This window comes from Niallia taxi (assembly GCF_004005475.1).
GTDB classification, from domain to species: Bacteria; Bacillota; Bacilli; order Bacillales; family Cytobacillaceae; genus Niallia; species Niallia taxi.
In genome coordinates this window covers 200,324-226,012 of the sequence record NZ_RZTZ01000001.1, presented here as the reverse complement: position 1 = coordinate 226,012, position 25,689 = coordinate 200,324, and the positions used below count along the sequence as shown (strand labels likewise).

Sequence of the window (25,689 nt, the reverse complement as noted above, 5' to 3'; positions counted from 1 at the left end):
GTAGGTGTTTTTAAAACGGTTAGATGTAATCGGTTTTAAATCATTTGCTGATCGAATTGCAGTAGATTTTGTCCCAGGAGTCACCGCAGTAGTGGGACCGAATGGAAGCGGAAAAAGCAATATTACAGACGCGATACGCTGGGTGTTGGGAGAACAATCTGCCAAAAGCCTCAGAGGCAGTAAAATGGAGGATGTCATTTTTTCTGGAAGTGATTCGAGGAAAGCAGTCAACTTTGCAGAAGTGACATTAACGCTTGAAAATGAAGACCAGTTCCTGCCACTTGATTACAATGAGGTGAGCGTAACCAGACGGGTGTACCGCTCAGGGGAAAGCGAATATCTTATTAATAAGCAATCATGCAGGTTAAAGGATATCGTTGAATTGTTTATGGATTCAGGGCTAGGTAGAGAAGCATTTTCTATCATCAGCCAAGGTAAAGTGGAGGAAATCCTCAACAGTAAAGCAGAGGAACGCCGTGCCATCTTTGAGGAAGCAGCAGGTGTGCTTAAATACAAAACACGCAAAAAGAAGGCAGAAGGCAAGCTAATTGAGACACAGGAAAACTTGAACAGAGTGAATGATATTCTCCATGAACTGGAAGGTCAGGTAGAGCCACTGAAAATTCAGAGTTCTATGGCCAAGGAATATCTTGATCACAAGGAAAACCTTGAACAAATTGAAGTTGCCCTGATGGTTCATGATATAGAGGAAGCACATCAGAAATATGAGGCAGTTTCCGCTCAGCTGGAAAGCTATAAGGAAAAGGAGCTTAACCTCCTCTCCACGCTGCAAAGCAAGGAAGCAAAAATGGAGGAATGGAAGAACGATGTAGCTGCATTGGATGAATCCATCAACGATCTCCAGCAGGTGCTTTTGCTAGTAAGTGAAGAGCTTGAAAAGCTTGAGGGCAGAAAAGAAGTACTGAAAGAACGCAAAAAAAATGCTGTGCAAAACAGAGGGCAGCTCGAAAAAAGCAAGGAAGAGCTTGAAGAAAGAGTGGCATCTTTAAAGCTGCAAAAAGCGGAGCATCTTCAATCAGTCAATCAGTTAAGCCTTGAAGCAAAACAGATAGAAGAAGAGCTAAAGGCTAATGAAAAGAAAATGCAGCTCTTTAGCGTCAATCTTGAAGAAAAAATCGAATCACTAAAAAGTGATTATATTGAGCTTTTGAATGAGCAGGCTGCTGCAAAAAACGAAAGCAGCTATATCACGCAACAGCTCGAGTCGCAAAACAGAAAAACGTCTCTTCTTGATGAAGATAATGAAAAATTCACTTCAGAAAGAACGCGGATAAATTCAGAAAAGGCACGCGTTTCCGCAAGCCTGGCAGCATTAGAAAAAGAGCTTGCACAATCGGCAAATGACTACAAGCAAAAACAGCAATCAGTTGACGAAATGAATGCGAAAGTACAAAAAATCGAAAAATCGTTATACCAGTCCTACCAATTCATTCAGCAGGCAAAATCGAGAAAAGAGATGCTTGAAGAGCTTGAGGAGGACTATGCTGGATTCTTCCAAGGTGTTAAAGAGGTTTTGAAGGCAAGAGGCAAAGGACTTGACGGCATACATGGCGCTGTCGCTGAATTGATGAATGTGCCAAAGGAATATAACGTGAGTATTGAAATTGCTCTTGGAGGGAGCATGCAGCATCTAGTTGTCGAAACAGAGCAGCATGCACGCCAGGCAATTTCCTATTTGAAAAAGAACGGCTACGGCAGAGCAACATTTCTGCCAATGAGTATTATTAAGGGCAAAAAATTGTCTGATTCTCAAGCCCGTTCTATTCAAGATCATCCTTCTTTTATAGGAGTTGCTGCAGACTTAATCTCTTTTGATGAAAAGTATCAGGAAATTATGGGAAGCTTACTTGGAAATGTCGTTATCACGAAAGACCTAAAGGGCGCCAATGAAATGGCAAGAACGCTGCAATACCGCTCAAGGTTTGTAACACTTGAAGGAGAAATTGTAAATCCTGGCGGTTCGATGACTGGTGGTGCTGTTAAACAAAAATCAACAAGCATTCTAACAAGAAAAGGCGAGCTTGAGGACTTAAAGGCAAAAATCTTTGAGATGGAGAAATCGTCACTAAAGTTAGAAGACCAGTTAAAAAAAGGAAAAGCTACCTCCCAAACGGAAACGGCAGCTTTAGAAGAGTTAAGAATAAAGCAAGAGGATATCCGTTTTTCCTTGCAAACAAGTAAAGATGAACTTAAAGAGATTGAGTTTGATGAAAGAGCAATGAATGAAAAGCTGTCACAATATGACCGCAATAAGGCTGATTATCTCGATGAACAGCAGTCTTTAAAAGACAGGCAGCAAATATTGCAGGAAAAGCTTGAAGACTTTGTCCGTAAGATACAGGTGCTAGAGCAGGAAATTGCTCAATTGACAGAACAGAAAAATCAGCAGAGTCATTCGAGAGAACAGGTTGGAGAGCTGATTGGAGAAAAGCGTGTGGCATTTGCCGCAAAGAAAGAGCAATTAGCACATGCTGTAGAGAAGCTAAGTAATGTAACTTCTGAATTAGAAATATCTGAGGCTAAATGGAAGCTTGTGAAAGAAGATTTAGAGCTGTTAACTTCTGAGATGACAAGTAGCCATTCAGGAGAAGAGCAGCTTGAGGATGCTGCAGTTAAAAAGCAGCAAGAAAAGAATGCTGCTATTCAACTAATTGGGGAACGTCGTGCCGAACGTCTCCAGCTGCAAATGCAGCTGGACGAGATGGATCTGGATGTGAAAGAAACTCGCCGTATCCACCGTGGCATCGTACAAGCCTTAAAGGATGAAGAGGTAAAGCTTAACAGGATTGATGTGGAGCTAGATACGCGCCTTTCGAATTTGAGGGAAGAGTACATGATGTCATTTGAGGGTGCGAAGGAGGAATATCCTTTAACATTGGATTTAGAGGACGCTCGCAAAAAAGTTAAGCTGATAAAGCTGGCAATGGAAGAGCTTGGAACAGTCAATCTTGGAGCCATTGAGGAATACGAGAGAATATCGGAAAGATATGACTTTCTTCTTGAGCAAAAGACAGATCTGGAGGAAGCGAAGGATACTCTTTACCTCGTAATTGACGAAATGGATGACGAAATGAAAAAACGGTTCCAGCAAACATTTGAGGGGATTCAGTCCCATTTCGAAGGTGTGTTTCAGCGGCTGTTTGGCGGCGGGCACGCAGCACTGCGCTTAACTAACCCAGACGATTTACTGAACACAGGTGTCGATATTGTGGCACAGCCACCAGGGAAAAAACTGCAAAACTTAAGCTTGTTATCAGGTGGAGAACGTGCCTTGACTGCCATTGCATTGCTGTTTGCAATCTTAAAGGTGCGGCCAGTTCCTTTCTGTATTCTTGATGAAGTAGAGGCAGCGCTTGATGAAGCGAATGTTTACAGATTCAGCTCCTATTTAAAAGCTTACAGCGATGAGACGCAATTCATTGTCATTACGCATCGTAAAGGGACGATGGAAGAGGCTGATGTGCTGTACGGTGTAACTATGCAAGAATCTGGTGTATCCAGACTTGTTTCTGTTCGGTTAAGTGAAACAAGTGAGCTTGTTGCAACATAATTAATCAATAAATGAGAAAGTGGGAATCAAATGAGTTTCTTCAAAAAGCTTAAAGAAAAAATGTCCCAGCAAACAAATACTGTCACAGAAAAATTTAAAGATGGACTTGCGAAAACAAGAAGTAATTTTTCTGATAAAGTGAATGATTTAGTGTCCAGATACCGCAAAGTGGATGAGGATTTTTTTGAAGAATTAGAAGAAATCTTAATCGGAGCAGATGTTGGCTTTGAGACAGTAATGGAATTGATTGATGAGCTGAAAAGCGAAGTCAAAAAAAGAAATATTCAAGACCCAAGAGAAGTACAAGCAGTTATCTCAGAGAAGCTTGTAGCAATTTATCAAGGTGGCGAGGAAGAAACCTCAGCTATTAATGTACAGCAAGACGGGTTGACTGTTATCCTTTTTGTCGGGGTTAATGGTGTTGGAAAAACAACTACAATTGGTAAGCTAGCACATCGCTATAAAGCAGAGGGCAAAAAGGTTGTTCTAGCAGCAGGTGATACATTCCGTGCTGGTGCGATCGAGCAGCTTGAAGTATGGGGAGAAAGAGCGGGTGTAGATGTTATTAAACAAGGTGCCGGTTCTGACCCTGCAGCGGTCATGTATGATGCTGTTCAAGCCGCTAAATCAAGAAATGCCGATATTCTTTTATGTGATACTGCTGGAAGACTTCAAAATAAAGTCAACCTAATGAATGAGTTAGAAAAAGTAAAACGCGTAATTGAAAGGGAAGTTCCTGGTGCACCACATGAAGTGCTTTTAGTGCTTGATGCAACAACAGGACAAAATGCCCTTATTCAAGCGAAGACGTTCAAAGAAGCGACTAACGTAAGCGGAATTGTGCTTACTAAGCTTGACGGCACAGCAAAAGGTGGAATTGTACTCGCAATCCGCAAGGAGCTTCAAATACCAGTTAAATTAGTCGGACTTGGTGAAAAAATGGACGACTTACAAAACTTTGACGCAGAAAAATACGTATACGGCTTATTTTCCAACTTGGTTGAAGCGGAGGAAGAATAAGCAAAAAGCTGCTGCAGGAATCCCGTTAACGAGATTCCTGTACAGCTTTTTTTTATGTTATAAAAATAACGGCAAGACAGATAATAAGCATGTATAAGGATGACAAGAAGGCAAGGAGGAGCATCATGTTCATACAGCTGATTCTCATAACTATCATGTTGTTTGGAGCGTTTCTGTCTATTAAAGGCCGTATCGTTCAACGCAGTTCTGTTTGGCATCTTGGCAATATGCTTGGGGGAAAAAGACTGCTTGATGAAGAGTCCTATCCGATAACATTAGAAGAGGAAAATCTATTTTTGCGCAGCCTTTCCGGGATAAGAATGAAAATCGTCGGAGCACTATTAATGGGAATCACCGCAAGTTTAATTATTTTATTCCATATTTAAAGGCTAAAAGATCTTTTTGTCATTCCGTTGAGAAAAAGATCTTTTTCTATTTATTGGAACTTTTTGTATAAAATGAGAAGAATGGACTAGTAAAAGTATGCTATCATATTATTGTAATCTTTTTTATTAAGAAGATTGTATTATAAAAACTTGAGGTGATTGGGTTAAAATGGGTCTTAATTTAAAAGTGCCTAAGATTTTAGGTATAGTATCCTTAGTACTATTGGTAATTGGATTTATTCTTTTACTAGTGATTTACACACAAATTGACAATGTGGACCTCTTTAGAGATTCTTTAATAGAAGCGTACAATTCAGATCCTATTTATCAGGAGAATTTAGGTCTTACAAATGCTGACACGCCAGAGGGGTTTGCTGATGGGATGATTTCCACTTGGAAAAACCTGTTGTTAATTCCTGTAATCGGTGCAGTGCTTTCCATTGCCGCAATATTATTTAGTACCATTGCGATGAACAAGCTGCCGCGTACAAGTGCTGTATTATTTATAATTGTCGGAGTTGCTAACCTGTTTACTGTTATTATCCCTATCTTATTAATTACTGGTGGAATAATGATATTAAACAGATGGTCGAAATACAATAAAGAAGCAGGAATCCCTGCATGATAAATAGCCCTCGTTATGAGGATAGAGAGAATAGTCTGTCTAAGCCTTGAAACAGGGCTTTTTTTGATGTGGTTTGTGCTTTGAAGGGCTTGGTGAAAAGCGGTCGCCTTCCGCTTTTCTGGTGTCCAGCTGCAGGTGACCAGCGTCTGCGAAACTTCGGTCCTTTCCCTACGATAAGTCAACATCGGCTCACTTTGTTCGCCGTGTTTCCTTTATCTCATACTAAGAGCTCCAGTCCATACGGCGCTAAACAGGCCATCTCCGCTTCTCTGGTGTCCAGCTGCAGGCGACCAGCGTCTGCGAAACTTCGGTCCTTTCCCTACGATAAGTCAAGGTCCTCCAGTTTCTCCGCCGCGAAACGGTCGCCTTCCGCTTTTCATTGTCCAGCTGCAGGCGCCATCGGCTCGAGGTCATAAGCCAATCTGTCCAAGAAGGAGAAAGGGCACCACCTTCTCGGCCAGATTGTCTTATGCTTGTCGCCGATAACCAGGCGCCTTCCGCTTTTATGTGATCCAGCTGCGATGGCCTAGCGCCTACTGGACTTCCCTCTTCTCCTTGCGATAAGTCAACATCAGCTCACTTCCGTTCGCCGTGTTTCCTTTATCTCAGTCAAGGTCCTCCAGTTTCTCCGCCGCTAAACGGTGCCTTCCGCTTTTCATTGTCCAGCTGCAGGCGCCATCGGCTCGAGGTCATAAGCCAAGCTGGCCAAGAAGGGGAAGGGGCACCCCTTCTCGGCCAGATTGTCTTATGCTTGTCGCCGATAACCAGGCGCCTTCCGCTTTTATGTTGACATCTTTTTTGTTGGTGTGTACAATAAGGGTGTAAAGGTGTTTGACTTAACATGGAGGTATTGTTCGATGCTTGAAAAAACAACACGAATGAATTATCTGTTTGATTTCTATCAGTCGTTGTTGACACCGAAGCAACGAAGTTACATGTCTCTTTATTATTTAGATGATTATTCTCTTGGTGAAATTGCGGATGAATATGACGTTAGTCGTCAAGCTGTTTATGATAATATTAAACGGACGGAAGCGATGCTGGAGGAATATGAAAATAAATTACTCTTACTTCAAAAGTTTCAAGAGCGTAATACTCTTTTTATACATATAAAAGAGTTATTAAAGGATGATACTCCTTCGGTTTCAGCATTGCTGGAAGCAGTTTGCGAGCTGGAGAAATTAGATTAAGGAGGCGGCGCAATGGCATTTGAAGGTTTAGCTGACCGACTGCAGAATACGATCCAGAAGATCCGCGGAAAAGGGAAAGTAAATGAAGCGGATGTTAAGGAAATGATGCGTGAAGTCCGACTTGCATTGCTTGAGGCGGATGTTAACTTTAAGGTAGTCAAGGAGTTTGTTAAAAAAGTCAGTGAGCGTGCTGTTGGACAAGAGGTTATGAAAAGTCTAACCCCAGGTCAACAGGTCATTAAGGTTGTTAAAGAAGAGCTTACGGAGCTGATGGGTGGAGAACAAAGTAAAATTGCTGTATCCAACCGTCCGCCGACTGTCATTATGATGGTTGGTTTGCAAGGTGCCGGTAAGACGACGACAACTGGAAAATTGGCTAATTTGCTGCGTAAAAAGCATAATAGAAAGCCGTTGCTAGTTGCGGCAGACATATATCGTCCTGCTGCTATTAAACAGCTGGAAACACTGGGTAAACAGCTCGATTTTCCTGTTTTTTCACTTGGAGATCAAGTCAGCCCTGTTGAGATTGCGAAACAGGCTATTGCAAAAGCGAAGGAAGACCATCATGATTATGTTTTAATTGATACTGCAGGTCGACTGCATGTTGATGAAGCATTAATGGACGAGTTGAAGCAAATTAAAGAGCTTTCTAATCCGGATGAAATATTCCTTGTTGTGGATGCGATGACAGGTCAGGATGCAGTCAATGTGGCAAGCAGCTTTAACGAGCAGCTTGGTCTGACAGGTGTCGTATTAACGAAGCTAGATGGTGACACTCGAGGCGGGGCGGCATTATCTATTCGTTCTGTTACGCATACACCGATTAAATTTGTCGGTTTGGGTGAAAAGATGGATGCACTTGAGGCATTCCATCCAGAGCGTATGGCGTCACGTATTCTTGGAATGGGTGATGTGCTAAGCCTTATCGAAAAAGCACAAATGAATGTCGATGAAGAAAAGGCAAAAGAGCTGGAAATGAAAATGAAAACAGCTTCCTTTACTTTAGATGACTTCTTAGAACAGCTTGGGCAAGTACGCAACATGGGGCCGCTTGATGAGCTGCTGAAAATGATGCCAGGAGCTAACAAAATCAAGGGCTTGGATAATCTCCAAGTGGATGAGAAGCAAATCAGCCATGTGGAAGCAATTATTCGCTCCATGACAAAGGCAGAGAAAGAAAACCCTGAAATTATTAACTCAAGCAGACGTAAGCGTATTGCTAAAGGGAGCGGCAGAACGGTTCCTGAAGTAAATAGGCTGTTGAAACAGTTTGAGGACATGAAAAAAATGATGAAACAAATGACGGGTATGACCCAAAAAGGCAAGAAAAAAGGCAAGTTTAAATTACCATTTAACCCTTTTTAAGGGTGTTAACAAGCGGTTTTTTATTAATTTGAACAGAATGTTTTGTCTGACAAGAAAAAACACTTTACAAACTGTTCAACTATTGATATTATACTATCTTGTGTGAAACTATTCGGAGGTGCATTTTTAAAATGGCAGTAAAAATTCGTTTAAAACGTATGGGAGCTAAAAAGACTCCTTTCTATCGTATTGTAGTAGCAGATTCTCGTTCACCACGTGATGGACGTTTCATTGAAACAGTAGGAACTTACAATCCAGTAGCAAACCCTGCTATCGTTGATATCAACGAAGAGAAAGCTCTACAATGGTTACAAAATGGTGCAAAACCATCTGATACAGTTCGTAACCTTTTCTCTAACGAAGGTATCATGGAGAAATTCCACAACATCAAAAACGGTAAATAATTCGTTTGAAGATGAAGGAATTAATTGAAACGATTGTTAAGCCCCTTGTAGATTTTCCGGATGATGTTGCGATACAAGTTACTGAAGACGATGATCGAATCACTTACTTGCTTTCTGTCAACAAGAATGACATGGGAAAGGTAATTGGGAAGCAAGGGCGGGTTGCGAAAGCAATTCGGACGATTGTTTACGCTGCTGGGTCACAGCAGCACAAAAAGCTGGTCTTAGAGATTGGCGAATAAAAAGGAGGAGGGGGAACCCTTCTCCTTTATTTGTTTATATCTTCAAGGTAATTCTTTATACTAAAGGAAAATGTGCTTTAGAGCGTGGGATACGGCCCCGCTTGCCGCTTTTTCAGCAATTAAATAGTATTGCATTGATAGGAGGAAAAAAATGCAGATTCTCCACACTGTCACAGTCAAACAAATATTGACCGAAAAAACGAAACAAGCATCAGAGAAGAAAATCTCGCAGGAACTGCTTCAGCTTGAAAAAGAATCCGAACAACTCAAATTTGAGGAGAAAAAACTGCTCAAAGGCAATCATTCCGCAAGTGCTGTTAAGCAGCATATAAGCAAGGAACTTGCTCAAAGAGAGGAAAAAAAGAAAACACTAGAGTTTCAATTAGCACAATTACATATACTACCATTGGGCAGTGAACTTAAAAGTCAAGAGCTTACTGGGATTGTTGATATAAATATAGGAGATGTTTGGGATGAGCAATTGCTCCACAAAACAATTCTTCTAAAAGACGGAAAAGTCGTAGATATACGGTAGAGGTGATTATTATGGAAAAATGGTTTAATGTAGGCAAGGTTGTCAATACACATGGAATACGAGGAGAGCTTCGCGTCATTTCCCGCACGGATTTTCCTGAAGAAAGATATAAAGTAGGAAACTCCATTTATCTTTTTGGGGAAGGAAAAAAGGAGCCAATCGAGCTGAAAATAAAAACACAGCGTCCCCATAAAAACTTCCATCTGTTGACATTTGAAGGCTATGATAATGTTAATGAGGTAGAGTTTATGAAGGGCAGCACATTAAAGGTGCCTGAAAGCTTTTTAGGAGAATTACCAGAGAACGAGTACTATTTCCATGAAATCATTGGCTGTAAAGTGGAGACAGTCGAAGGTGATGAGGTAGGAGTCATTTCAGAGATACTTACACCTGGTGCAAACGATGTATGGGTGATTAAGACTAATAAAAAAGAAGAAGTTTTGATCCCTTATATTGAAGAGGTCGTTATGAAGGTGGATGTGAAAGAAAAGCTAGTTGTCATTGAGCCAATGGAAGGGCTGTTATCGTAATGAGAGTAGATGTATTAACGCTGTTTCCAGAAATGTTTGAGGGTGTGTTTAACAGCTCTATCCTGAAAAAAGCGAAAGAGGCAGAGAAGGTATCATACGGTGTCACAAACTTCCGGGAATACTCTGATAATAAGCACCAGTCTGTTGATGATTATCCGTATGGCGGAGGCGCTGGGATGGTCCTTAAGCCGCAGCCGATTTTTGATGCGGTCGACGATTTGCAAACGAAGAGCGGGACTAAGCCGAAAGTAATCCTTATGTGTCCTCAAGGTGAGCGTTATACCCAAAAAAAAGCGGAAGAGCTTGCAAAGGAAGAGCATTTAATTTTTATTTGCGGTCACTATGAAGGCTATGATGAGCGTATTCGCGAGCATTTGGCAACAGATGAGATATCAATTGGTGATTATGTGCTAACAGGCGGCGAGCTCGGAGCAATGGTAGTGATTGATAGTGTTGTCAGACTGCTTCCAGGGGTGTTAGGAAGCGAGGCGTCCCATGTGAATGATTCGTTCAGCACAGGACTGCTTGAGCACCCGCATTATACCCGTCCTGCTGATTTTAGAGGGATGAAGGTGCCTGCCACGCTTACGTCTGGAAATCATGCGCATATTGACGAATGGAGAGAAAAAGAGTCGCTGAAAAGAACGCTTGAAAGACGTCCAGATCTTCTCGAAAACTACCCATTAACAGATAAGCAGCAAAAACTATTAAATGATTTGCAGAAAAACAAATAATAGATATTGATGTCTTAAACTTTTTATGTTAAGATAACACTTGTGACTTAAGCAGAAACCTTTTCTGCTACAAAAGTCTTATAACGATGTTCCGCTGCAAGGAATTAGCTGCAAGAGCGTCTGTTGGAAGGAGTTGAAAACGATGCAAAAATTAATAGAAGATATCACAAAAGAACAACTTCGTTCAGATCTTCCTGCGTTCCGTCCTGGTGACACTGTACGTGTACACGTTAAAGTTGTTGAGGGTACTCGCGAGCGTATTCAGGTTTATGAAGGTGTTGTGATTAAGCGTCGTGGTGGTGGAATCAGCGAAACTTTTACAGTACGTAAAGTTTCTTACGGAGTAGGCGTTGAGCGTACATTCCCTGTTCATACACCAAAAATTGCGAAGCTTGAAGTTATTCGCCGCGGTAAAGTCCGTCGTGCTAAACTTTACTACCTACGTAACCTACGTGGTAAAAAAGCTCGTATTAAAGAAATTCGATAATGCTATCAAAAAAGAGCCTGTTCTTTGCAACAAGCTCTTTTTTATTGCCTATTATTTATTTTTATTTAATAGTCACCTGACTATCCACATAATTTGCTAAAGTATAGCCACCTGGCATTTTACTTCGACTTTTTATTTCGCTACAATAAAGGAAGAGGTTTTGTCCTGAAAAAAAGACATATGCCTTTTACTGTATTTAAAAAGTATCTGATTTAGAGATACTTAAAAAGAGAGCTTACAAAAAATGAGGATTGGTGAACAAGATGGCAAAGAAAAAGAAAAACGAGATATGGGAATGGGGTAAGGCGTTAGTAATCGCAGTTGTATTGGCCGTTGTGATTCGCTCCTTTTTATTTGCTCCGATTGTAGTGGACGGAGAATCGATGATGCCTACATTACATAATTCAGACCGAATGATTGTAAACAAAGTAAATTACAAAGTAAGTGAACCTAAACGCTTTGATATTATTGTATTCCATGCACCAGAAGGAAAGGATTATATTAAAAGAGTAATCGGTTTACCTGGTGATACAATTGAGTACAAGGATGACGTACTATACGTGAATGGGAAGGCTTATAAAGAGCCATATTTGGATGAATACAAAAAACAGGTTACAGATGGTCCTTTAACAGAATCCTTTAAGCTGGAAGACAAAATTGGTCAAAGCACTGTTCCAGAAGGAGAGCTATTCGTTATGGGTGATAACCGCCGTGACAGCAAGGATAGCCGTCATATTGGGACAATCCCTTATGAGAAGGTTCTTGGCAATACAAGCATGATTTACTGGCCAATATCAGACATTAAATTAGTGAACTAAGAAAAGTTTTATGCTGACAAAAAAGCAGCAGTAATTAGAGGTGGATATTTTGACAATACAATGGTTTCCGGGCCATATGGCCAAAGCAAGACGACAAGTAACAGAGAAATTAAAGCTTGTTGACATCATTTTTGAATTAGTGGATGCGAGAATTCCACAGTCTTCCAGAAATCCGATGATTGACGAGATCATCCAGCATAAGCCAAGAATTGTTTTACTTAACAAGGCAGACATGGCAGATGGCGAAAGAACAAAGCAATGGATTGCTCATTTTAAAAAGCAAGGCATACAAGCACTTGCGATAAATTCGCAGGCGGGTGTCGGAATGAAGGAAATTACGGCATTGGCGCATGTAGTGCTTGCAGAGAAGTTTGATAGAATGAGGGCAAAAGGCATAAGACCTCGTGCAATAAGAGCGATGATTGTTGGAATTCCAAATGCAGGTAAATCCACATTAATTAACAGGCTTGCCAAAAAGAATATTGCTAAAACAGGCAATACTCCAGGTGTAACAAAGGCACAGCAATGGATTAAGGTAGGGAAGGAATTGGAGCTTCTTGATACCCCAGGGATTCTCTGGCCAAAGTTTGAGGATCAGAGTGTTGGATTAAAGCTAGCATTAACTGGCGCCATTAAGGATACAATTCTTAACCTGCAGGATATCGCTATTTATGGACTGCGATTCTTAGAACAAGAATATCCTGAAAGGCTGAAGGAGCGTTTTCAGCTTCAAGAAATACCAGAGGACATTGTTGAGTTCTTTGACAGAATCGGTGAAGTTCGCGGGTGCCTTACAGGCGGAGCTGTTGTCGATTATGACAAGGTTACAGAATTGGTAATAAGAGAAATTAGAAGTGAAAAATTCGGCAGATTGACATTCGAACAACCAAGTGATTTCGATGTGCAAGAAGATTAATAGATAAGGCAGCCTGTCTTAGCAAAGAAAAGAGAATTGACCATCGTTTTGTTGGGCGCTTCTCTTTTTTTTTAATGGACGATTGTTTAAGGAGCTGTTAAATTAATTCTAGAAAGAGACGATATAAATAGGGAGAAAGGGAGTTACTTAAAGTGGCATTGGCAACATTAAAGGAAATTAAGGAATTACTTGAAAAGATAACAGACAAACATGACCCTTATTGGGAGCAGTTAAAAGAAGACAAACGAGTTGGCGTGCAAAAGCTGATAACTTCTTGGGAAAAGCAAAAGGAAAAGGAAGTGCAGCTTCATAACCGTTTTATAGAGCTTTGTATATATGAAACAGAAATAAGAGAACAAGGATATACATATATTGCTGGCATTGATGAAGTGGGCAGGGGACCTCTAGCAGGACCAGTTGTGACCGCTGCAGTCATACTCCCTGAAAGCTTCTATCTGCCGGGAATAGATGATTCAAAAAAGCTGTCTGAAGCAAAACGAGAGCAATACTATGAAATTATTCAAAAACAAGCAATTTCCATCGGTGTTGGTATTATCGAACCAGCGGAAATTGATAGGATTAACATTTATGAGGCGACAAAAAAAGGAATGCTAGCAGCTGTCCAAAATCTCGATCAGCAGCCGGACTTTTTGCTGATTGATGCTATGAAGCTAAACGTTCCGTATCCAAGTAAATCGATTATTAAAGGGGACAGTAAAAGTGTATCCATTGCAGCAGCGAGTATTATTGCAAAGGTAACAAGAGACGAGATGATGAAAAATCTCGATAAAGAGTTTCCAGCATATTGTTTCGCAAGTAATATGGGATATGGCACTAAAGAGCATCTGCTTGCATTAGAGACAGAAGGCTATACGATACATCACCGTAAAAGCTTTTCCCCGATCAAGGAAATGGCTACGAGGAATAGGGGCATTTAAATGAATGGCATACGTATTGGACAAGGACTTCCAGCAGGTTTGGAGCAAGCAGTTACTGCAAGACCACTAGAGCTTCGCCAAGGTCAAGTAATCACGGGGCGTGTAAATAAGTATTTTACGAATAATATGGCAGAAATTCAAGTTGGAAGCCAGAAGGTCCTTGCTGAATTATCGACTGCATTAAACACCGACAAGAACTATTTGTTCCAAGTTCAAGACGGTGATGGAAAGCTGGCATTAAAGGTATTGTCTCCTATAAGCCCTGTCAATAATGATGCTAATACAGACACATTGCTTGAACAATGGTCCTTGCCTAATACAAAAGAAATGAAGCAGCTTACGTCAATGCTTTTAAAGGAGAACCTGCCGCTGTCTGGTGAGGTCCTCTCTCTTGCAGGCAAATGGATGAAAGAATCTGCAGACAGCCCTAAAGCTATAGACACAATAAAGGAAATGATCCAGAGGGAGCTTCCCTTTACGGAAAAAGTGTTTGCGAGCTTAATGGCTGTTAGAGAAGGCAGTTCCATGAACAGTCTTGCGGGAAAATTATTGAATGAACTGTCTGGTAGTCCATCTGTTTCTCCAAAATTACAAACTGTTCTTAAGGAGCTTGCAACAGGCAAAAATATTGATTTACCTGATGCGAGCGTAATAAAGGAGCAGCTGCAAAAATTGCTTCATACCATTGGCTATTCTTACGAACATGAATTGCTGCATGCAAAAACAGATGGAGGCAAGGGCGCTCCTGAATGGAACCTGCTTAAGCCGCTTCTGCTGGAATTTTTAAAAACGGATGCTCCCACACATGTGAAGGAATTGGCAGCTGCTCTTACGGACAAGGTAACAGGCATGCAGCTATTAAGCCAGGAAACAGGTCCAATCATGCAGTTAATGCTCCAATTCCCCCTGCATTTCCAAAATCACTCCATGGATGCTACTATGCAATACAGTGGAAGGAAAACGAAAGATGGAAAGATAGATTCTGATTATTGCCGCATTCTGTTTTATCTTGATTTGGCACATTTAAAAGAGACAGCAATAGATATGCAAATACAGCACAGAATAGTAAATATCACAGTCTTTAATAAAAATCATGAAATAGAGCCGCTTATGAAAGGCATGATTCATGGCTTGCAGGAAAAAATGAAGGACGTTCAATACACCTTGTCATCACTGGAGTTTAAATCTTTTCAGGAAGATAAGCTGGATAAACCAGATTTAGGTCTGCACAAATTAATGCCTGCCTATTATAAAGGGGTAGATTACAAAGTATGAAGGCAAACGATAAGGAAAGGCGGCAAGCTGTTGCCCTTAGCTATAAACAGCAGCAGCACTCTGCACCAGTAGTGTCAGCAAAGGGTAAGGGGCTGATTGCTGATAATATTATTAAAAAGGCACAAGAAAACGGTGTGCCAATTCAGGAAGACCCATCACTAGTAGAACTGCTAGGTAAGCTCAACTTGCAGGAGCAAGTCCCTGAAGACTTGTATCAGGCAGTGGCTGAGGTTTTTGCTTTTATCTATAAGCTTGATAAAACATATGGAGCGGAGTCTGATAACTAGTAGTATAGTCCCCTTTTTAAAGGGGATAATTTTTTTATTGTAAATTAGTGCCTTTTTAATAGACAAAAGTGTTGCTTTTATATAAAATGAAAGCGTAAACAATAGAGTGTTTTTTCCAAAAAGTAAGAAAATATTGTGTTGATAGAGAATATTAATACAGTGTTAAAGATACTTTTAAAAGGAAGGGGTCCTTTTAAAACGGAAAAAATATTTTTTTGTCGAGATGGAAAAAAGCTATTTTTTTTCACACTCGTACATAAGTAAAAGTATGCAGGGAAATCTGGCAAGAAGTGAAAAAGAATTTGCAAAAGGGATGTGGGAGAATGAATATTCACGAATATCAAGGGAAAGAAATTCTAGCATTAAATGGTGTAGCTGTCCCTAAAGGAAGTGTTGCATTTACCGTTGAAGAGGCCCTATTTGCAGCAGAGCATCTTAACAGTGATGCATGGGTTGTTAAGGCGCAAATTCATGCTGGAGGCAGAGGAAAAGCCGGCGGTGTTAAAGTTGCGAAATCTCTTGAAGAGGTTAAGCAATACGCAGAACAGATTTTGGGGAGCACCCTTGTAACACATCAGACTGGCCCTGAAGGAAAAGTTGTTAAGCGTTTGCTGATTGAGGAAGGCTGCCGTATCAAAAAGGAATATTATATTGGCTTTGTTGTTGACCGTTCTACTTCTCGTATTGTATTAATGGCATCAGAAGAGGGTGGAACAGAAATCGAAGAAATAGCTGAAACACAGCCTGAGAAAATCATTAAAGAAGTAATTGATCCATTAACAGGTCTTACTCCTTTCCAAGCAAGACGAGTTGCATTCGCAATCAATATTCCTGGTCCTCAAGTCAATAAAGCTGTTTCATTCATGACAGGCCTTTATCGCGTATTTTGTGAGAAGGATTGTTCTATTGCTGAAATTAACCCTCTTGTTTTAACAGAGGAAGGTGATGTGATGGCACTTGATGCAAAGCTGAACTTTGACTCTAATGCATTATACCGACATAAGGATATTCTTGCATACCGTGATTTGGATGAAGAGGACGAGAAGGAGCTTGAAGCTTCAAAATTTGACTTAAGCTATATCGCATTAAATGGAAATATCGGCTGTATGGTAAACGGTGCTGGCTTAGCGATGGCCACAATGGATATCGTGAAGCACTACGGCGGAGAGCCCGCGAACTTCCTTGATGTTGGCGGCGGTGCAACAGCTGAAAAAGTTACAGAAGCATTTAAAATCATTTTGTCCGACGAAAAAGTAAAGGGCATTTTTGTTAATATATTCGGTGGAATTATGAAGTGCGATATCATTGCAGAGGGTATCGTTGAAGCAGCAAAACAGGTGAGCCTGCAAGTACCGCTTGTTGTTAGGCTGGAAGGAACGAATGTGGAGCTTGGCCAAAAGATTTTGAGCGAATCAGGCATCAATATCATTTCTGCAAGTTCCATGGCAGATGGTGCTGAAAAGATCGTGTCATATGTACAAAAAGGGGGAGAAATCAATGAGCATATTCATCAATAAAGAAACGAAAGTCATTGTTCAAGGTATTACAGGAGCAACGGCTCTTTTTCATACGAAGCAAATGCTCGAATATGGCACAAAAATTGTTGCTGGGGTAACACCTGGTAAAGGTGGAACAGCAGTAGAAGGTGTTCCGGTTTTTAATACAATGAAAGAAGCTGTTGCAGCAACAAATGCAACAGTATCTGTCAACTATGTGCCTGCCCCGTTTGCAGCAGATGCAATCATGGAAGCTGTTGATGCAGAGCTAGATTTGACGATTTGTATAACAGAGCATATCCCTGTTTTAGATATGGTAAAGGTTAAACGCTATATGGAAGGCAAAAATACAAGATTAATAGGCCCGAACTGTCCGGGAGTTATCACTCCAGATGAGTGCAAGATTGGAATTATGCCTGGATATATCCATACAAAGGGTCATGTTGGCGTTGTTTCCCGTTCAGGTACTTTGACATATGAAGCGGTTCATCAGCTGACACAGGCAGGAATAGGCCAGTCTACGGCAGTAGGAATTGGCGGAGACCCTGTTAATGGCACAGACTTTATTGACGTGTTGAAGAAGTTCAATGAGGATGAAGACACGTATGCGGTTATTATGATTGGTGAAATTGGCGGAACGGCAGAAGAAGAAGCAGCCGAGTGGGTCAAAGCCAATATGACAAAACCTGTTGTTGGCTTTATCGGTGGAAGAACAGCACCTCCAGGAAAAAGGATGGGTCATGCAGGTGCGATCATTTCAGGTGGTAAGGGCACAGCAGATGAAAAGATCAAAACAATGAATGAGTGTGGAATCAAGGTAGCCCCTACTCCTGCTGAAATGGGTGCGACATTGATTGAAGTGCTGAAGGAAACAGATCTTTTAGACAAATGCAAAACACATAAGGTGGAAGAAAGCAGAGTCTAATTTTATCAAGTAAAAGGCTAGCCTTAGCTTAACGCTGGAGGCTAGCCTTTTTGTGCAAAAAAAAGACGAGTTTCTTCTATTATATAGCAAATCTTTGGAATTAAAGTGGGTAATTTATTATAATAAAAAGGAGACAGGGATATGTATTTTTATAATAGTAATTGAATATATACAAGAAAGGGTTGAGTGTGCTGTTACATGATTTAAGAGAAACATTAATTGTCTTGCATCATTGCCGAAAAATGACATGGAAAAGAATTTTTACCATATTGAAAACAGATCCTGGACTTCACTTCCTCCGCGATAGCTGCCATCCAAACGGAAACTTCCTTGACAAAGATACCCTCGAAGACTTTTATTCCCACACCATTCATCAACAAATTCAGCGATACACACAGCAAGGAATACACATAATCACCTATTTTGACCCCTGTTATCCAAGTTTGTTAAAGGAAATATATCAGCCGCCCTGGGTGCTTTACGCAAAAGGAGATCTATCTCTATTACAAAAGCCGAGGCAATTGGCAATAGTAGGCTCCCGTGATGCCACAGTATACAGCAGACACGCTTTAAAGGCAATGATGCAAGAGCTTGTTAACGAGCAGGTCGTCATAGTCAGTGGGCTTGCCGCTGGTGTGGATGCTCTCGCACATGAAACGGCAGTTGAATTTAACGGCAAAACAATTGGGATTATTGCCGGCGGCTTTGAGCATATTTATCCAAAGCATAATTTGCCTTTAGCAGAGAAAATGATGAAATCCCAGCTACTTTTGTCTGAATACCCTCCTAATACAAGACCTCAAAAATGGCAGTTTCCAATGCGTAACAGAATAATCAGTGGTATAACAAAAGGCACGCTTGTAGTCGAGGCAAAAAGACAAAGCGGCTCGCTGATAACAGCAAATCTTGCCTTACAAGAAGGCAGGGATGTATTTGCTATTCCTGGCAGCATTTTCAGCAAATATTCAGATGGAACGAATGAATTGATTAAGCAAGGGGCAAAGCTAGTAACAAATGCAGCAGATATATTGGAAGAATGGGAATTTACCATGTAAATTAAAAGCAGTAATACTAGTTTTATGGGAAATAGAATGAATCTATTTTCCATTTTTTTTTAAAAAGGTATTGCTATTTTTTACAATCTGTTATACTGTTTGCAACAGATGAAATAATAAATTTTCAAGGATTTCCATTCATATAATAACAGTGTAACCGTTTACTTATTTTCGTAATGTTTGACAAAAGCGAACATAGTATACAATAATAATGAATATTTATAATCCCTCTAAGGAGGACGTTGGATGTCAGAGTTTCTAGTAATAGTAGAGTCGCCAGCAAAGGCGAAAACAATTGAACGCTATTTAGGTAAAAAATATAAAGTTAAAGCATCAATGGGGCATATCAGAGACTTGCCTAGAAGCCAAATGGGTGTAGACGTAGAAAAAGAGTACGAACCGAAGTACATAACGATACGTGGAAAAGGTCCTGTATTAAAGGAATTAAAAACAGCAGCTAAAAAGGCAAAAAAAATATACCTCGCAGCCGATCCGGATCGCGAAGGGGAAGCAATTGCTTGGCATTTGGCAAACAGCCTCCAGGTTGATGTGGATTCAGATTGCCGTGTCGTCTTTAATGAAATCACTAAAGATGCTATTAAGGAGTCATTCAAGCATCCAAGGCCAATAAACATGGATTTAGTCGATTCCCAGCAAGCAAGACGGGTGCTCGACCGATTGGTAGGCTATAATATCAGTCCGTTGCTATGGAAAAAGGTCAAAAAAGGGCTGAGTGCTGGTAGAGTACAATCTGTGGCAGTTCGGTTAATCATCGACAGGGAACATGAAATAAAAGCATTTGTACCTGAAGAATACTGGTCAATAGAAGGAAGCTTTGCAAAGGGAAAAACCAGCTTTGAGGCAGCGTTTTATGGTTTGAAAGATAAAAAGTTAGAGCTTCATTCTGAAGCAGAAGTACAAAATGTCAAAAAACAGCTTAATGGCAACAAGTTTACTGTTGAGAAGGTAACGAAGAAGGAGCGTAAACGGAATCCTGCCGTTCCTTTTACAACTTCATCCCTGCAACAGGAGGCAGCAAGAAAGCTGAATTTCAGAGCGAAAAAGACAATGATGCTTGCCCAACAGCTATATGAAGGAATTGATTTAGGTAAAAAAGAAGGCACAGTCGGCTTAATTACTTATATGAGAACAGACTCAACTCGAATTTCGGAAGTTGCCCAAACGGAAGCACATGAATACATTACTTCAAACTATGGGACTGAATATACAAAAGAGCAAAATCGTAAAGAAAAGAAAAACGCAAATGCTCAAGATGCCCATGAAGCTGTCAGACCGACAAGCACACACAGAGAGCCTAATTCCTTAAAAGAACATCTCTCTAGAGATCAGCTTCGTTTGTATAAGCTTATATGGGAGAGATTTATTGCGAGCCAGATGGCACCGGCAGTTATGGATACTATGAGTGTTGATCTTCGTAACGGCGATGTTAAGTTCCGTGCGACAGGTTCCAAAATTAAATTCCCTGGGTTTATGAAGGTGTATGTAGAAAGTACAGATGATGCGGTAGAAGAGCAAAATAAACAGCTCCCTGATTTAAAAGAGGGAGATGAAGTCATCAATAAGGATATTGATCCAAAGCAGCACTTCACACAGCCGCCGCCGAGGTATACAGAGGCAAGGTTAGTAAAAACATTAGAAGAGCTTGGTATAGGGCGTCCTTCCACATTCGCACCTACGCTCGATACGATTCAAAAACGCGGATATGTTGCTCTTGATAATAAAAGGTTTGTGCCGACAGAGCTTGGTGAAATAGTGCTTGAGCTGATACTTGAATTCTTCCCGGAAATTCTCGATGTCGACTTTACTGCACATATGGAGCAAAACCTTGATAATATTGAGGCAGGGCAAATAAACTGGGTCAAAGTTATTGATAGTTTTTATAAAATTTTTGAACAAAGCCTTGATAAAGCTGAAAAAGAAATGCAATCTGTCGAAATAAAGGATGAGCCTGCAGGTGAGGATTGCGAGGAATGCGGCAATCCAATGGTGTTTAAAATGGGCAGATACGGCAAGTTTATGGCATGCAGCAATTTCCCTGATTGCCGTAATACAAAGGCCATAGTGAAAGAAATTGGCGTGAAATGTCCGAAATGTGCTGAAGGTAATATCATTGAAAGAAAAAGCAAAAAGCGCCGGATTTTTTATGGCTGTGACCGTTTCCCAGAGTGCGATTTCATTTCATGGGATAAACCTTTACAGCGCCCATGTCCAAAATGTGATAATATGCTTGTAGAGAAAAAGCTGAAAAAAGGTGTCCAAGTCCAATGTGTCGAATGCGACTATAAGGAAGAACCTCAAAGCTAACAAAGAGTGAGCCATGTATGCTCACTCTTTCCGTGTGTATGAATAACTGTTTTAATGAGTTTTAGGACAATTGTCCATAAGTTGAAACTTTTCAAGATGCAAAACGTAGTGTAAAATGCTAAAGGATATATTTTTAGCTTATAATTGTATGGACATTTGCTTACTACTATAAGAATCAGCTGGTGTTAAGCATACATATACATGATAAGGATTCTTGCGCACTGAGAATCTTATAGATAATATTAAGTTGGAGGATTTACAATGCAAGATACACAAAAGATTGTTAATGTAATTGGTGCCGGCCTTGCTGGAAGTGAAGCAGCTTGGCAAATTGCCAAAAGAGGAATTAAGGTAAATCTTTACGAGATGAGACCTGTAAAACAAACTCCCGCACATCATACAGATAAATTTGCCGAGCTAGTATGCAGCAACTCGTTACGAGGAAATGCGCTAACAAATGCTGTTGGAGTACTGAAAGAGGAAATGAGACGACTAGACTCCGTTATTATTGATTCTGCGGATCTTTGTGCAGTACCGGCAGGCGGTGCTCTTGCTGTTGATAGACATGAATTCGCAGGCAGAGTGACAGAGATGGTCAAAAACCACCCAAATGTTACGGTTATTAATGAAGAGGTTACATCTATTCCAGAAGGGGTAACTGTAATTGCGACAGGACCGCTAACTAGTGCAGCACTTTCAGAAAGCTTAAAGGAACTTACAGGAGAAGATTATTTGTATTTTTATGATGCAGCGGCTCCTATCATTGAAAAAGACAGCATAGACTTAGATAAGGTATATTTGAAATCTCGTTATGACAAGGGAGAAGCAGCATATTTAAACTGCCCGATGACGGAAGAGGAATTTGACCGCTTCTATGAAGCATTGATTGATGCTGAAACGGTACCATTAAAGGAATTCGAAAAGGAAATTTTCTTTGAAGGATGCATGCCTATTGAAGTAATGGCTTCAAGGGGTAAAAAGACAATGCTGTTTGGACCAATGAAGCCTGTTGGTCTTGAAGATCCCAAAACAGGGAAACGCCCATATGCAGTTGTTCAGCTTCGTCAAGATGACGCAGCAGGAACATTGTACAATATTGTCGGTTTTCAGACACATTTGAAATGGGGACCACAAAAAGAGGTGCTTCGCTTAATACCAGGTCTTGAAAACGCAGAAATTGTCCGTTATGGCGTTATGCACAGAAACACTTTCATCAACTCACCGAAAGTTCTTAATGCGACATATCAGTTCAGAAACCGTCCTAATCTTTTCTTCGCAGGACAAATGACTGGCGTTGAAGGCTATGTAGAATCAGCAGCGAGCGGTCTTGTTGCAGGTATTAATGCAGCGAAGCTTGTTAATGGTGAGCCGTTGATCCAATTCCCAGTCGAAACAGCTATTGGCAGCATGGCGAATTATATCACGAAGACGAACGCAAAAACTTTCCAGCCGATGAATGCTAACTTTGGACTTTTCCCTGAGCTACCAACTAGAATAAAAGGGAAAAAGGAAAGGTACGAACAGCACGCTAACAGAGCGTTAGAAACAATTCAGAACTTTATGAAAAATGTGTAAATTAATTGCTTGTCGCTACAAAGTATGTTAATATAGTGAAGCCGTTGTGAGGTGAAGCAATGAATAAGGAACAAAACGCTTTCTTGAACCTGTTTATTGAATACTTGAAGATTGAAAAAAACTGCTCACCGTATACGATTGATGTCTATAAAAAGGATATACAGCAATTTTTCCTGTTTATGTCCAAGCAATTGCTGGGACATGTTAAGGAAGTAAGCGCACAGGATGTGCGGATTTTTTTGACAGAGCTGTTCAATGAGGAGCTTGCAAGAAAATCTATTGCCCGTAAAATATCTAGTCTTCGGAGCTTTTACCGATTTTTAGCTAGAGAGAATATAGTGGAAAGCAATCCCTTTGCAGTTGTCAGTATACCAAAGCTGGAAAGCAGACTGCCAGATTTCTTTTATGAAGAGGAATTGCAGCATATTTTTCGTTCGTGTGATACGACAAGCATGCTAGGAAAAAGGAATGTTGCCATCCTGGAGCTGCTGTATGCAACAGGAATCCGCGTTGGTGAATGCACAAAAATTGAAATGAAAGATATCGATTTCAGCATCTCGACATTGCTGGTAAAGGGGAAAGGGAAAAAGGAGCGGTATGTTCCATTTGGCAGCTTTGCCCATACCGCCCTTGAATCTTACATAGAGAACAGCAGAAGTAAGCTGATGGATAAAAACAAGACGAATCATCCCTTTTTGTTTGTCAATTATAAGGGAGGACCGCTCACTGAAAACGGTGTGCGCGATATTCTTAACAGAATGATGGAATCGTCTGCTACCAAAGGGAAAATCCATCCGCATAAACTTCGCCATTCATTTGCTACACATCTCTTGGCAAACGGTGCCGATATGCGGACTGTACAAGAATTATTGGGTCATGCTTTTTTATCATCCACCCAAATTTATACACATGTCACAAGCGACTACTTAAAAAAAACATATATGTCCTTCCATCCAAGGGCATAGCTGTAAATGGATAAAGGAGGAAGTAAAGATGTCTGGACTACCACAGTTTCATGCAACTACTATTTTTGCTGTTCAACATAAAGGGAAATGCGCCATGTCAGGTGATGGTCAAGTCACTTTCGGCAATGCTGTCGTGATGAAACATACTGCAAAAAAGGTAAGAAAACTTTTTAACGGAAAAGTGATTGCCGGTTTTGCAGGCTCTGTTGCCGATGCCTTTACTTTATTTGAGCTGTTCGAAGGGAAATTGGAAGAGTATAACGGGAATCTGCAAAGAGCGGCAGTTGAGCTTGCGAAGCTTTGGAGAAGTGACAAGATTTTACGCAAGCTTGAAGCGATGCTCATCATTATGAATGAAACAGATTTGCTGCTTGTATCTGGAACAGGTGAAGTTATAGAGCCAGATGACGGAATTTTAGCGATTGGTTCTGGCGGAAACTACGCATTATCAGCTGGAAGAGCTCTTAAACAATACTCAGGCGAACATCTTTCTGCTTATGAAATAGCAAAGGCAGCTCTTGAAATCGCTGGCGATATTTGTGTATATACGAACAATAATATTATTGTAGAAGAATTATAAGGAGAGGATTACTTGATGAATAAGAACACAAGCTTAACACCTCGTCAAATTGTAGAACGTCTTGATCAATATATTGTTGGACAAAAGGATGCAAAGAAAGCTGTTGCGATAGCGTTAAGAAACCGTTTTCGCCGTGGGTTGCTTGATGAAAAGCTAAGGGATGAAATCAGCCCCAAAAACATCTTAATGATGGGACCTACTGGTGTAGGTAAAACGGAAATCGCAAGACGAATCGCAAAAATTGTCAGCGCGCCATTTGTTAAAGTGGAAGCGACCAAGTTCACTGAAGTCGGTTATGTCGGCAGAGATGTTGAATCCATGGTAAGAGATTTAGTGGAAACATCTGTGCGAATTATAAAAGAAGAGAAGATGGTTCAGGTGAAAGAAAGAGCGGAGTCTGCAGCGAACAACCGTCTCGTCGACCTGATGATGCCTTCTTCTGCTAAAAAACAAAAAAACTACAGTAATCCGCTTGAAATGTTGTTTGGCGGCGGAAATTCGGAAACTCAAACAGAGGAGCCGACTGTGGAAGAATCAAGCAGATATGAAAAAAGAAAAGTGCTTAAAGAAAAATTGGCGCTTGGCGAGCTTGAGAATGAAACAATTACAGTTGAGGTAGATGAGCAGCAGCCATCTATGTTCGATATGCTGCAAGGCTCTGGTATGGAGCAAATGGGTATGAACATGCAGGATGCGTTAAGCAGCTTTATGCCTAAGAAAAAGAAAAAAAGAAAATTGACTGTACGTGAAGCTAGAATTGTTTTGACTAACGAAGAAGCACAAAAGCTGATCGATATGGATGAAGTAACACAAGAAGCGGTCGTACGAGCAGAGCAAATGGGAATTATCTTTATCGACGAAATCGATAAAATTGCCAGCAAAAGCAATGGCGGATCTTCTGCTGATGTCTCAAGAGAAGGTGTTCAGCGTGACATCCTTCCAGTAGTGGAAGGCTCGACAATTGTGACAAAATACGGATCTGTTAAAACAGATCATATTTTATTCATTGCTGCAGGTGCATTCCATATTTCTAAGCCGTCCGATTTGATTCCTGAGCTTCAAGGTCGTTTCCCGATCCGTGTTGAACTTGGTAAGCTTACAGTTGATGACTTCTACCGTATCCTTGTGGAGCCTGATAATGCGTTAATTAAGCAATATCAAGCATTACTGCAAACTGAAGGTATAGAAATTGAATTTTCTGACGATGCTATACGTAAGATAGCAGAAGTGGCTTATGAAGTGAATCAGAACACGGATAACATCGGAGCAAGAAGACTTCATACGATCCTTGAGAAATTGCTGGAGGATCTATCATTTGAAGCACCTGAAATTACGATGGATAAAGTATCCATAACTCCACAATACGTGGAAGAGAAACTTGGTGCGATTGCAAGAAATAAAGATTTAAGTCAATTTATTCTTTAAGAATGTGTAATGCGATTACG

25 protein-coding genes are annotated in these 25,689 nt (G+C 40.6%); all 25 read left to right on the top strand.

Annotated features, from left to right (window positions below):
- The first annotated feature begins 4 nt into the window (after positions 1-4).
- The 25 genes from smc (at position 5) to hslU (ending at position 25,669) form a co-directional block, all read left to right on the top strand.
- Positions 5-3,571 carry a chromosome segregation protein SMC gene (gene smc / locus EM808_RS01230; protein ID WP_127734650.1) on the top strand — a complete coding sequence of 1,189 codons (3,567 nt, stop codon included), beginning with the start codon at positions 5-7 and terminating at the stop codon, positions 3,569-3,571.
- A 30-nt stretch (positions 3,572-3,601) separates the two neighbouring features.
- On the top strand, positions 3,602-4,591 hold the full coding sequence (gene ftsY / locus EM808_RS01225) for a signal recognition particle-docking protein FtsY (protein ID WP_127734648.1): 990 nt from the start codon (positions 3,602-3,604) through the stop codon (positions 4,589-4,591).
- Positions 4,592-4,716: 125 nt separating this feature from the next.
- Positions 4,717-4,977 carry a hypothetical protein gene (locus EM808_RS01220; RefSeq protein WP_127734646.1) on the top strand — a complete coding sequence of 87 codons (261 nt, stop codon included), beginning with the start codon at positions 4,717-4,719 and terminating at the stop codon, positions 4,975-4,977.
- Positions 4,978-5,146: 169 nt separating this feature from the next.
- Complete coding sequence (locus EM808_RS01215; RefSeq protein ID WP_127734644.1) at positions 5,147-5,602, top strand: DUF4064 domain-containing protein; 456 nt, start codon at positions 5,147-5,149, stop codon at positions 5,600-5,602.
- A gap of 857 nt (positions 5,603-6,459) precedes the next feature.
- A complete protein-coding gene (locus EM808_RS01210; protein WP_127734642.1) occupies positions 6,460-6,792 on the top strand; it encodes a putative DNA-binding protein in 333 nt (110 codons plus the stop codon).
- 12 nt (positions 6,793-6,804) lie between these two features.
- Positions 6,805-8,157 carry a signal recognition particle protein gene (gene ffh / locus EM808_RS01205; protein ID WP_127734640.1) on the top strand — a complete coding sequence of 451 codons (1,353 nt, stop codon included), beginning with the start codon at positions 6,805-6,807 and terminating at the stop codon, positions 8,155-8,157.
- 131 nt (positions 8,158-8,288) lie between these two features.
- Positions 8,289-8,561, top strand: a complete 273-nt coding sequence (gene rpsP, locus EM808_RS01200; protein ID WP_127734638.1) for a 30S ribosomal protein S16 — start codon at positions 8,289-8,291, stop codon at positions 8,559-8,561.
- An 11-nt stretch (positions 8,562-8,572) separates the two neighbouring features.
- Entirely contained in the window at positions 8,573-8,803 is a 231-nt protein-coding gene (locus EM808_RS01195; RefSeq protein WP_127734636.1) for a KH domain-containing protein, read from the top strand.
- 151 nt (positions 8,804-8,954) lie between these two features.
- Complete coding sequence (locus EM808_RS01190) at positions 8,955-9,338, top strand: YlqD family protein (RefSeq protein ID WP_127734634.1); 384 nt, start codon at positions 8,955-8,957, stop codon at positions 9,336-9,338.
- A gap of 11 nt (positions 9,339-9,349) precedes the next feature.
- On the top strand, positions 9,350-9,868 hold the full coding sequence (gene rimM / locus EM808_RS01185) for a ribosome maturation factor RimM (protein WP_127734632.1): 519 nt from the start codon (positions 9,350-9,352) through the stop codon (positions 9,866-9,868).
- Positions 9,868-10,602: a tRNA (guanosine(37)-N1)-methyltransferase TrmD gene (gene trmD, locus EM808_RS01180; protein WP_127734631.1), complete on the top strand. Its 735-nt coding sequence runs from the start codon at positions 9,868-9,870 to the stop codon at positions 10,600-10,602. The genes rimM and trmD overlap by 1 nt, the downstream gene beginning before the upstream one ends.
- Positions 10,603-10,744: 142 nt before the next feature.
- The gene (rplS, locus tag EM808_RS01175; protein WP_127734629.1) at positions 10,745-11,089 is read left to right on the top strand and encodes a 50S ribosomal protein L19; all 345 of its coding nucleotides are present in this window, start codon (positions 10,745-10,747) and stop codon (positions 11,087-11,089) included.
- Positions 11,090-11,352: 263 nt separating this feature from the next.
- Positions 11,353-11,907: a signal peptidase I gene (lepB, locus tag EM808_RS01170; protein ID WP_127734627.1), complete on the top strand. Its 555-nt coding sequence runs from the start codon at positions 11,353-11,355 to the stop codon at positions 11,905-11,907.
- A gap of 49 nt (positions 11,908-11,956) precedes the next feature.
- Positions 11,957-12,823, top strand: coding sequence for a ribosome biogenesis GTPase YlqF (gene ylqF / locus EM808_RS01165; RefSeq protein ID WP_127734625.1), 867 nt, complete (start codon positions 11,957-11,959; stop codon positions 12,821-12,823).
- Positions 12,824-12,975: 152 nt separating this feature from the next.
- Positions 12,976-13,761, top strand: a complete 786-nt coding sequence (locus tag EM808_RS01160) for a ribonuclease HII (RefSeq protein ID WP_127734623.1) — start codon at positions 12,976-12,978, stop codon at positions 13,759-13,761.
- Positions 13,762-15,036, top strand: a complete 1,275-nt coding sequence (locus EM808_RS01155) for a hypothetical protein (RefSeq protein ID WP_127734621.1) — start codon at positions 13,762-13,764, stop codon at positions 15,034-15,036.
- Complete coding sequence (locus tag EM808_RS01150) at positions 15,033-15,323, top strand: EscU/YscU/HrcU family type III secretion system export apparatus switch protein (RefSeq protein WP_127734619.1); 291 nt, start codon at positions 15,033-15,035, stop codon at positions 15,321-15,323. The genes EM808_RS01155 and EM808_RS01150 overlap by 4 nt, the downstream gene beginning before the upstream one ends.
- 323 nt (positions 15,324-15,646) lie before the next feature.
- The gene (gene sucC, locus EM808_RS01145; RefSeq protein WP_127734617.1) at positions 15,647-16,840 is read left to right on the top strand and encodes an ADP-forming succinate--CoA ligase subunit beta; all 1,194 of its coding nucleotides are present in this window, start codon (positions 15,647-15,649) and stop codon (positions 16,838-16,840) included.
- A complete protein-coding gene (gene sucD, locus EM808_RS01140) occupies positions 16,821-17,744 on the top strand; it encodes a succinate--CoA ligase subunit alpha (protein ID WP_127734615.1) in 924 nt (307 codons plus the stop codon). Before sucC ends, sucD begins: the two co-directional genes overlap by 20 nt.
- 191 nt (positions 17,745-17,935) lie before the next feature.
- A complete protein-coding gene (dprA, locus tag EM808_RS01135; protein WP_235856565.1) occupies positions 17,936-18,799 on the top strand; it encodes a DNA-processing protein DprA in 864 nt (287 codons plus the stop codon).
- Between the two features lie 246 nt (positions 18,800-19,045).
- The gene (gene topA, locus EM808_RS01130) at positions 19,046-21,124 is read left to right on the top strand and encodes a type I DNA topoisomerase (protein ID WP_127734613.1); all 2,079 of its coding nucleotides are present in this window, start codon (positions 19,046-19,048) and stop codon (positions 21,122-21,124) included.
- 261 nt (positions 21,125-21,385) lie between these two features.
- On the top strand, positions 21,386-22,699 hold the full coding sequence (gene trmFO, locus EM808_RS01125) for an FADH(2)-oxidizing methylenetetrahydrofolate--tRNA-(uracil(54)-C(5))-methyltransferase TrmFO (RefSeq protein ID WP_127734611.1): 1,314 nt from the start codon (positions 21,386-21,388) through the stop codon (positions 22,697-22,699).
- 59 nt (positions 22,700-22,758) lie between these two features.
- Positions 22,759-23,664, top strand: a complete 906-nt coding sequence (gene xerC, locus EM808_RS01120; RefSeq protein ID WP_127734609.1) for a tyrosine recombinase XerC — start codon at positions 22,759-22,761, stop codon at positions 23,662-23,664.
- Positions 23,665-23,692: 28 nt separating this feature from the next.
- Positions 23,693-24,244: an ATP-dependent protease subunit HslV gene (gene hslV / locus EM808_RS01115; protein WP_127734607.1), complete on the top strand. Its 552-nt coding sequence runs from the start codon at positions 23,693-23,695 to the stop codon at positions 24,242-24,244.
- Between the two features lie 15 nt (positions 24,245-24,259).
- Positions 24,260-25,669, top strand: a complete 1,410-nt coding sequence (hslU, locus tag EM808_RS01110) for an HslU--HslV peptidase ATPase subunit (protein WP_127736632.1) — start codon at positions 24,260-24,262, stop codon at positions 25,667-25,669.
- Positions 25,670-25,689 lie beyond the last annotated feature (20 nt).

Coding starts and splice junctions, on each gene's coding strand:
- sucD (WP_127734615.1), top strand. CDS start 16,821: ATGAGCATATTCATCAATAAAGAAACGAAAGTCATTGTTCAAGGTATT.
- rplS (WP_127734629.1), top strand. CDS start 10,745: ATGCAAAAATTAATAGAAGATATCACAAAAGAACAACTTCGTTCAGAT.
- lepB (WP_127734627.1), top strand. CDS start 11,353: ATGGCAAAGAAAAAGAAAAACGAGATATGGGAATGGGGTAAGGCGTTA.
- sucC (WP_127734617.1), top strand. CDS start 15,647: ATGAATATTCACGAATATCAAGGGAAAGAAATTCTAGCATTAAATGGT.
- hslU (WP_127736632.1), top strand. CDS start 24,260: ATGAATAAGAACACAAGCTTAACACCTCGTCAAATTGTAGAACGTCTT.
- hslV (WP_127734607.1), top strand. CDS start 23,693: ATGTCTGGACTACCACAGTTTCATGCAACTACTATTTTTGCTGTTCAA.
- rpsP (WP_127734638.1), top strand. CDS start 8,289: ATGGCAGTAAAAATTCGTTTAAAACGTATGGGAGCTAAAAAGACTCCT.
- EM808_RS01155 (WP_127734621.1), top strand. CDS start 13,762: ATGAATGGCATACGTATTGGACAAGGACTTCCAGCAGGTTTGGAGCAA.
- ffh (WP_127734640.1), top strand. CDS start 6,805: ATGGCATTTGAAGGTTTAGCTGACCGACTGCAGAATACGATCCAGAAG.
- topA (WP_127734613.1), top strand. CDS start 19,046: ATGTCAGAGTTTCTAGTAATAGTAGAGTCGCCAGCAAAGGCGAAAACA.
- trmFO (WP_127734611.1), top strand. CDS start 21,386: ATGCAAGATACACAAAAGATTGTTAATGTAATTGGTGCCGGCCTTGCT.
- EM808_RS01215 (WP_127734644.1), top strand. CDS start 5,147: ATGGGTCTTAATTTAAAAGTGCCTAAGATTTTAGGTATAGTATCCTTA.
- xerC (WP_127734609.1), top strand. CDS start 22,759: ATGAATAAGGAACAAAACGCTTTCTTGAACCTGTTTATTGAATACTTG.
- ftsY (WP_127734648.1), top strand. CDS start 3,602: ATGAGTTTCTTCAAAAAGCTTAAAGAAAAAATGTCCCAGCAAACAAAT.
- trmD (WP_127734631.1), top strand. CDS start 9,868: ATGAGAGTAGATGTATTAACGCTGTTTCCAGAAATGTTTGAGGGTGTG.
- EM808_RS01190 (WP_127734634.1), top strand. CDS start 8,955: ATGCAGATTCTCCACACTGTCACAGTCAAACAAATATTGACCGAAAAA.
- rimM (WP_127734632.1), top strand. CDS start 9,350: ATGGAAAAATGGTTTAATGTAGGCAAGGTTGTCAATACACATGGAATA.
- EM808_RS01150 (WP_127734619.1), top strand. CDS start 15,033: ATGAAGGCAAACGATAAGGAAAGGCGGCAAGCTGTTGCCCTTAGCTAT.
- EM808_RS01195 (WP_127734636.1), top strand. CDS start 8,573: ATGAAGGAATTAATTGAAACGATTGTTAAGCCCCTTGTAGATTTTCCG.
- EM808_RS01220 (WP_127734646.1), top strand. CDS start 4,717: ATGTTCATACAGCTGATTCTCATAACTATCATGTTGTTTGGAGCGTTT.
- EM808_RS01210 (WP_127734642.1), top strand. CDS start 6,460: ATGCTTGAAAAAACAACACGAATGAATTATCTGTTTGATTTCTATCAG.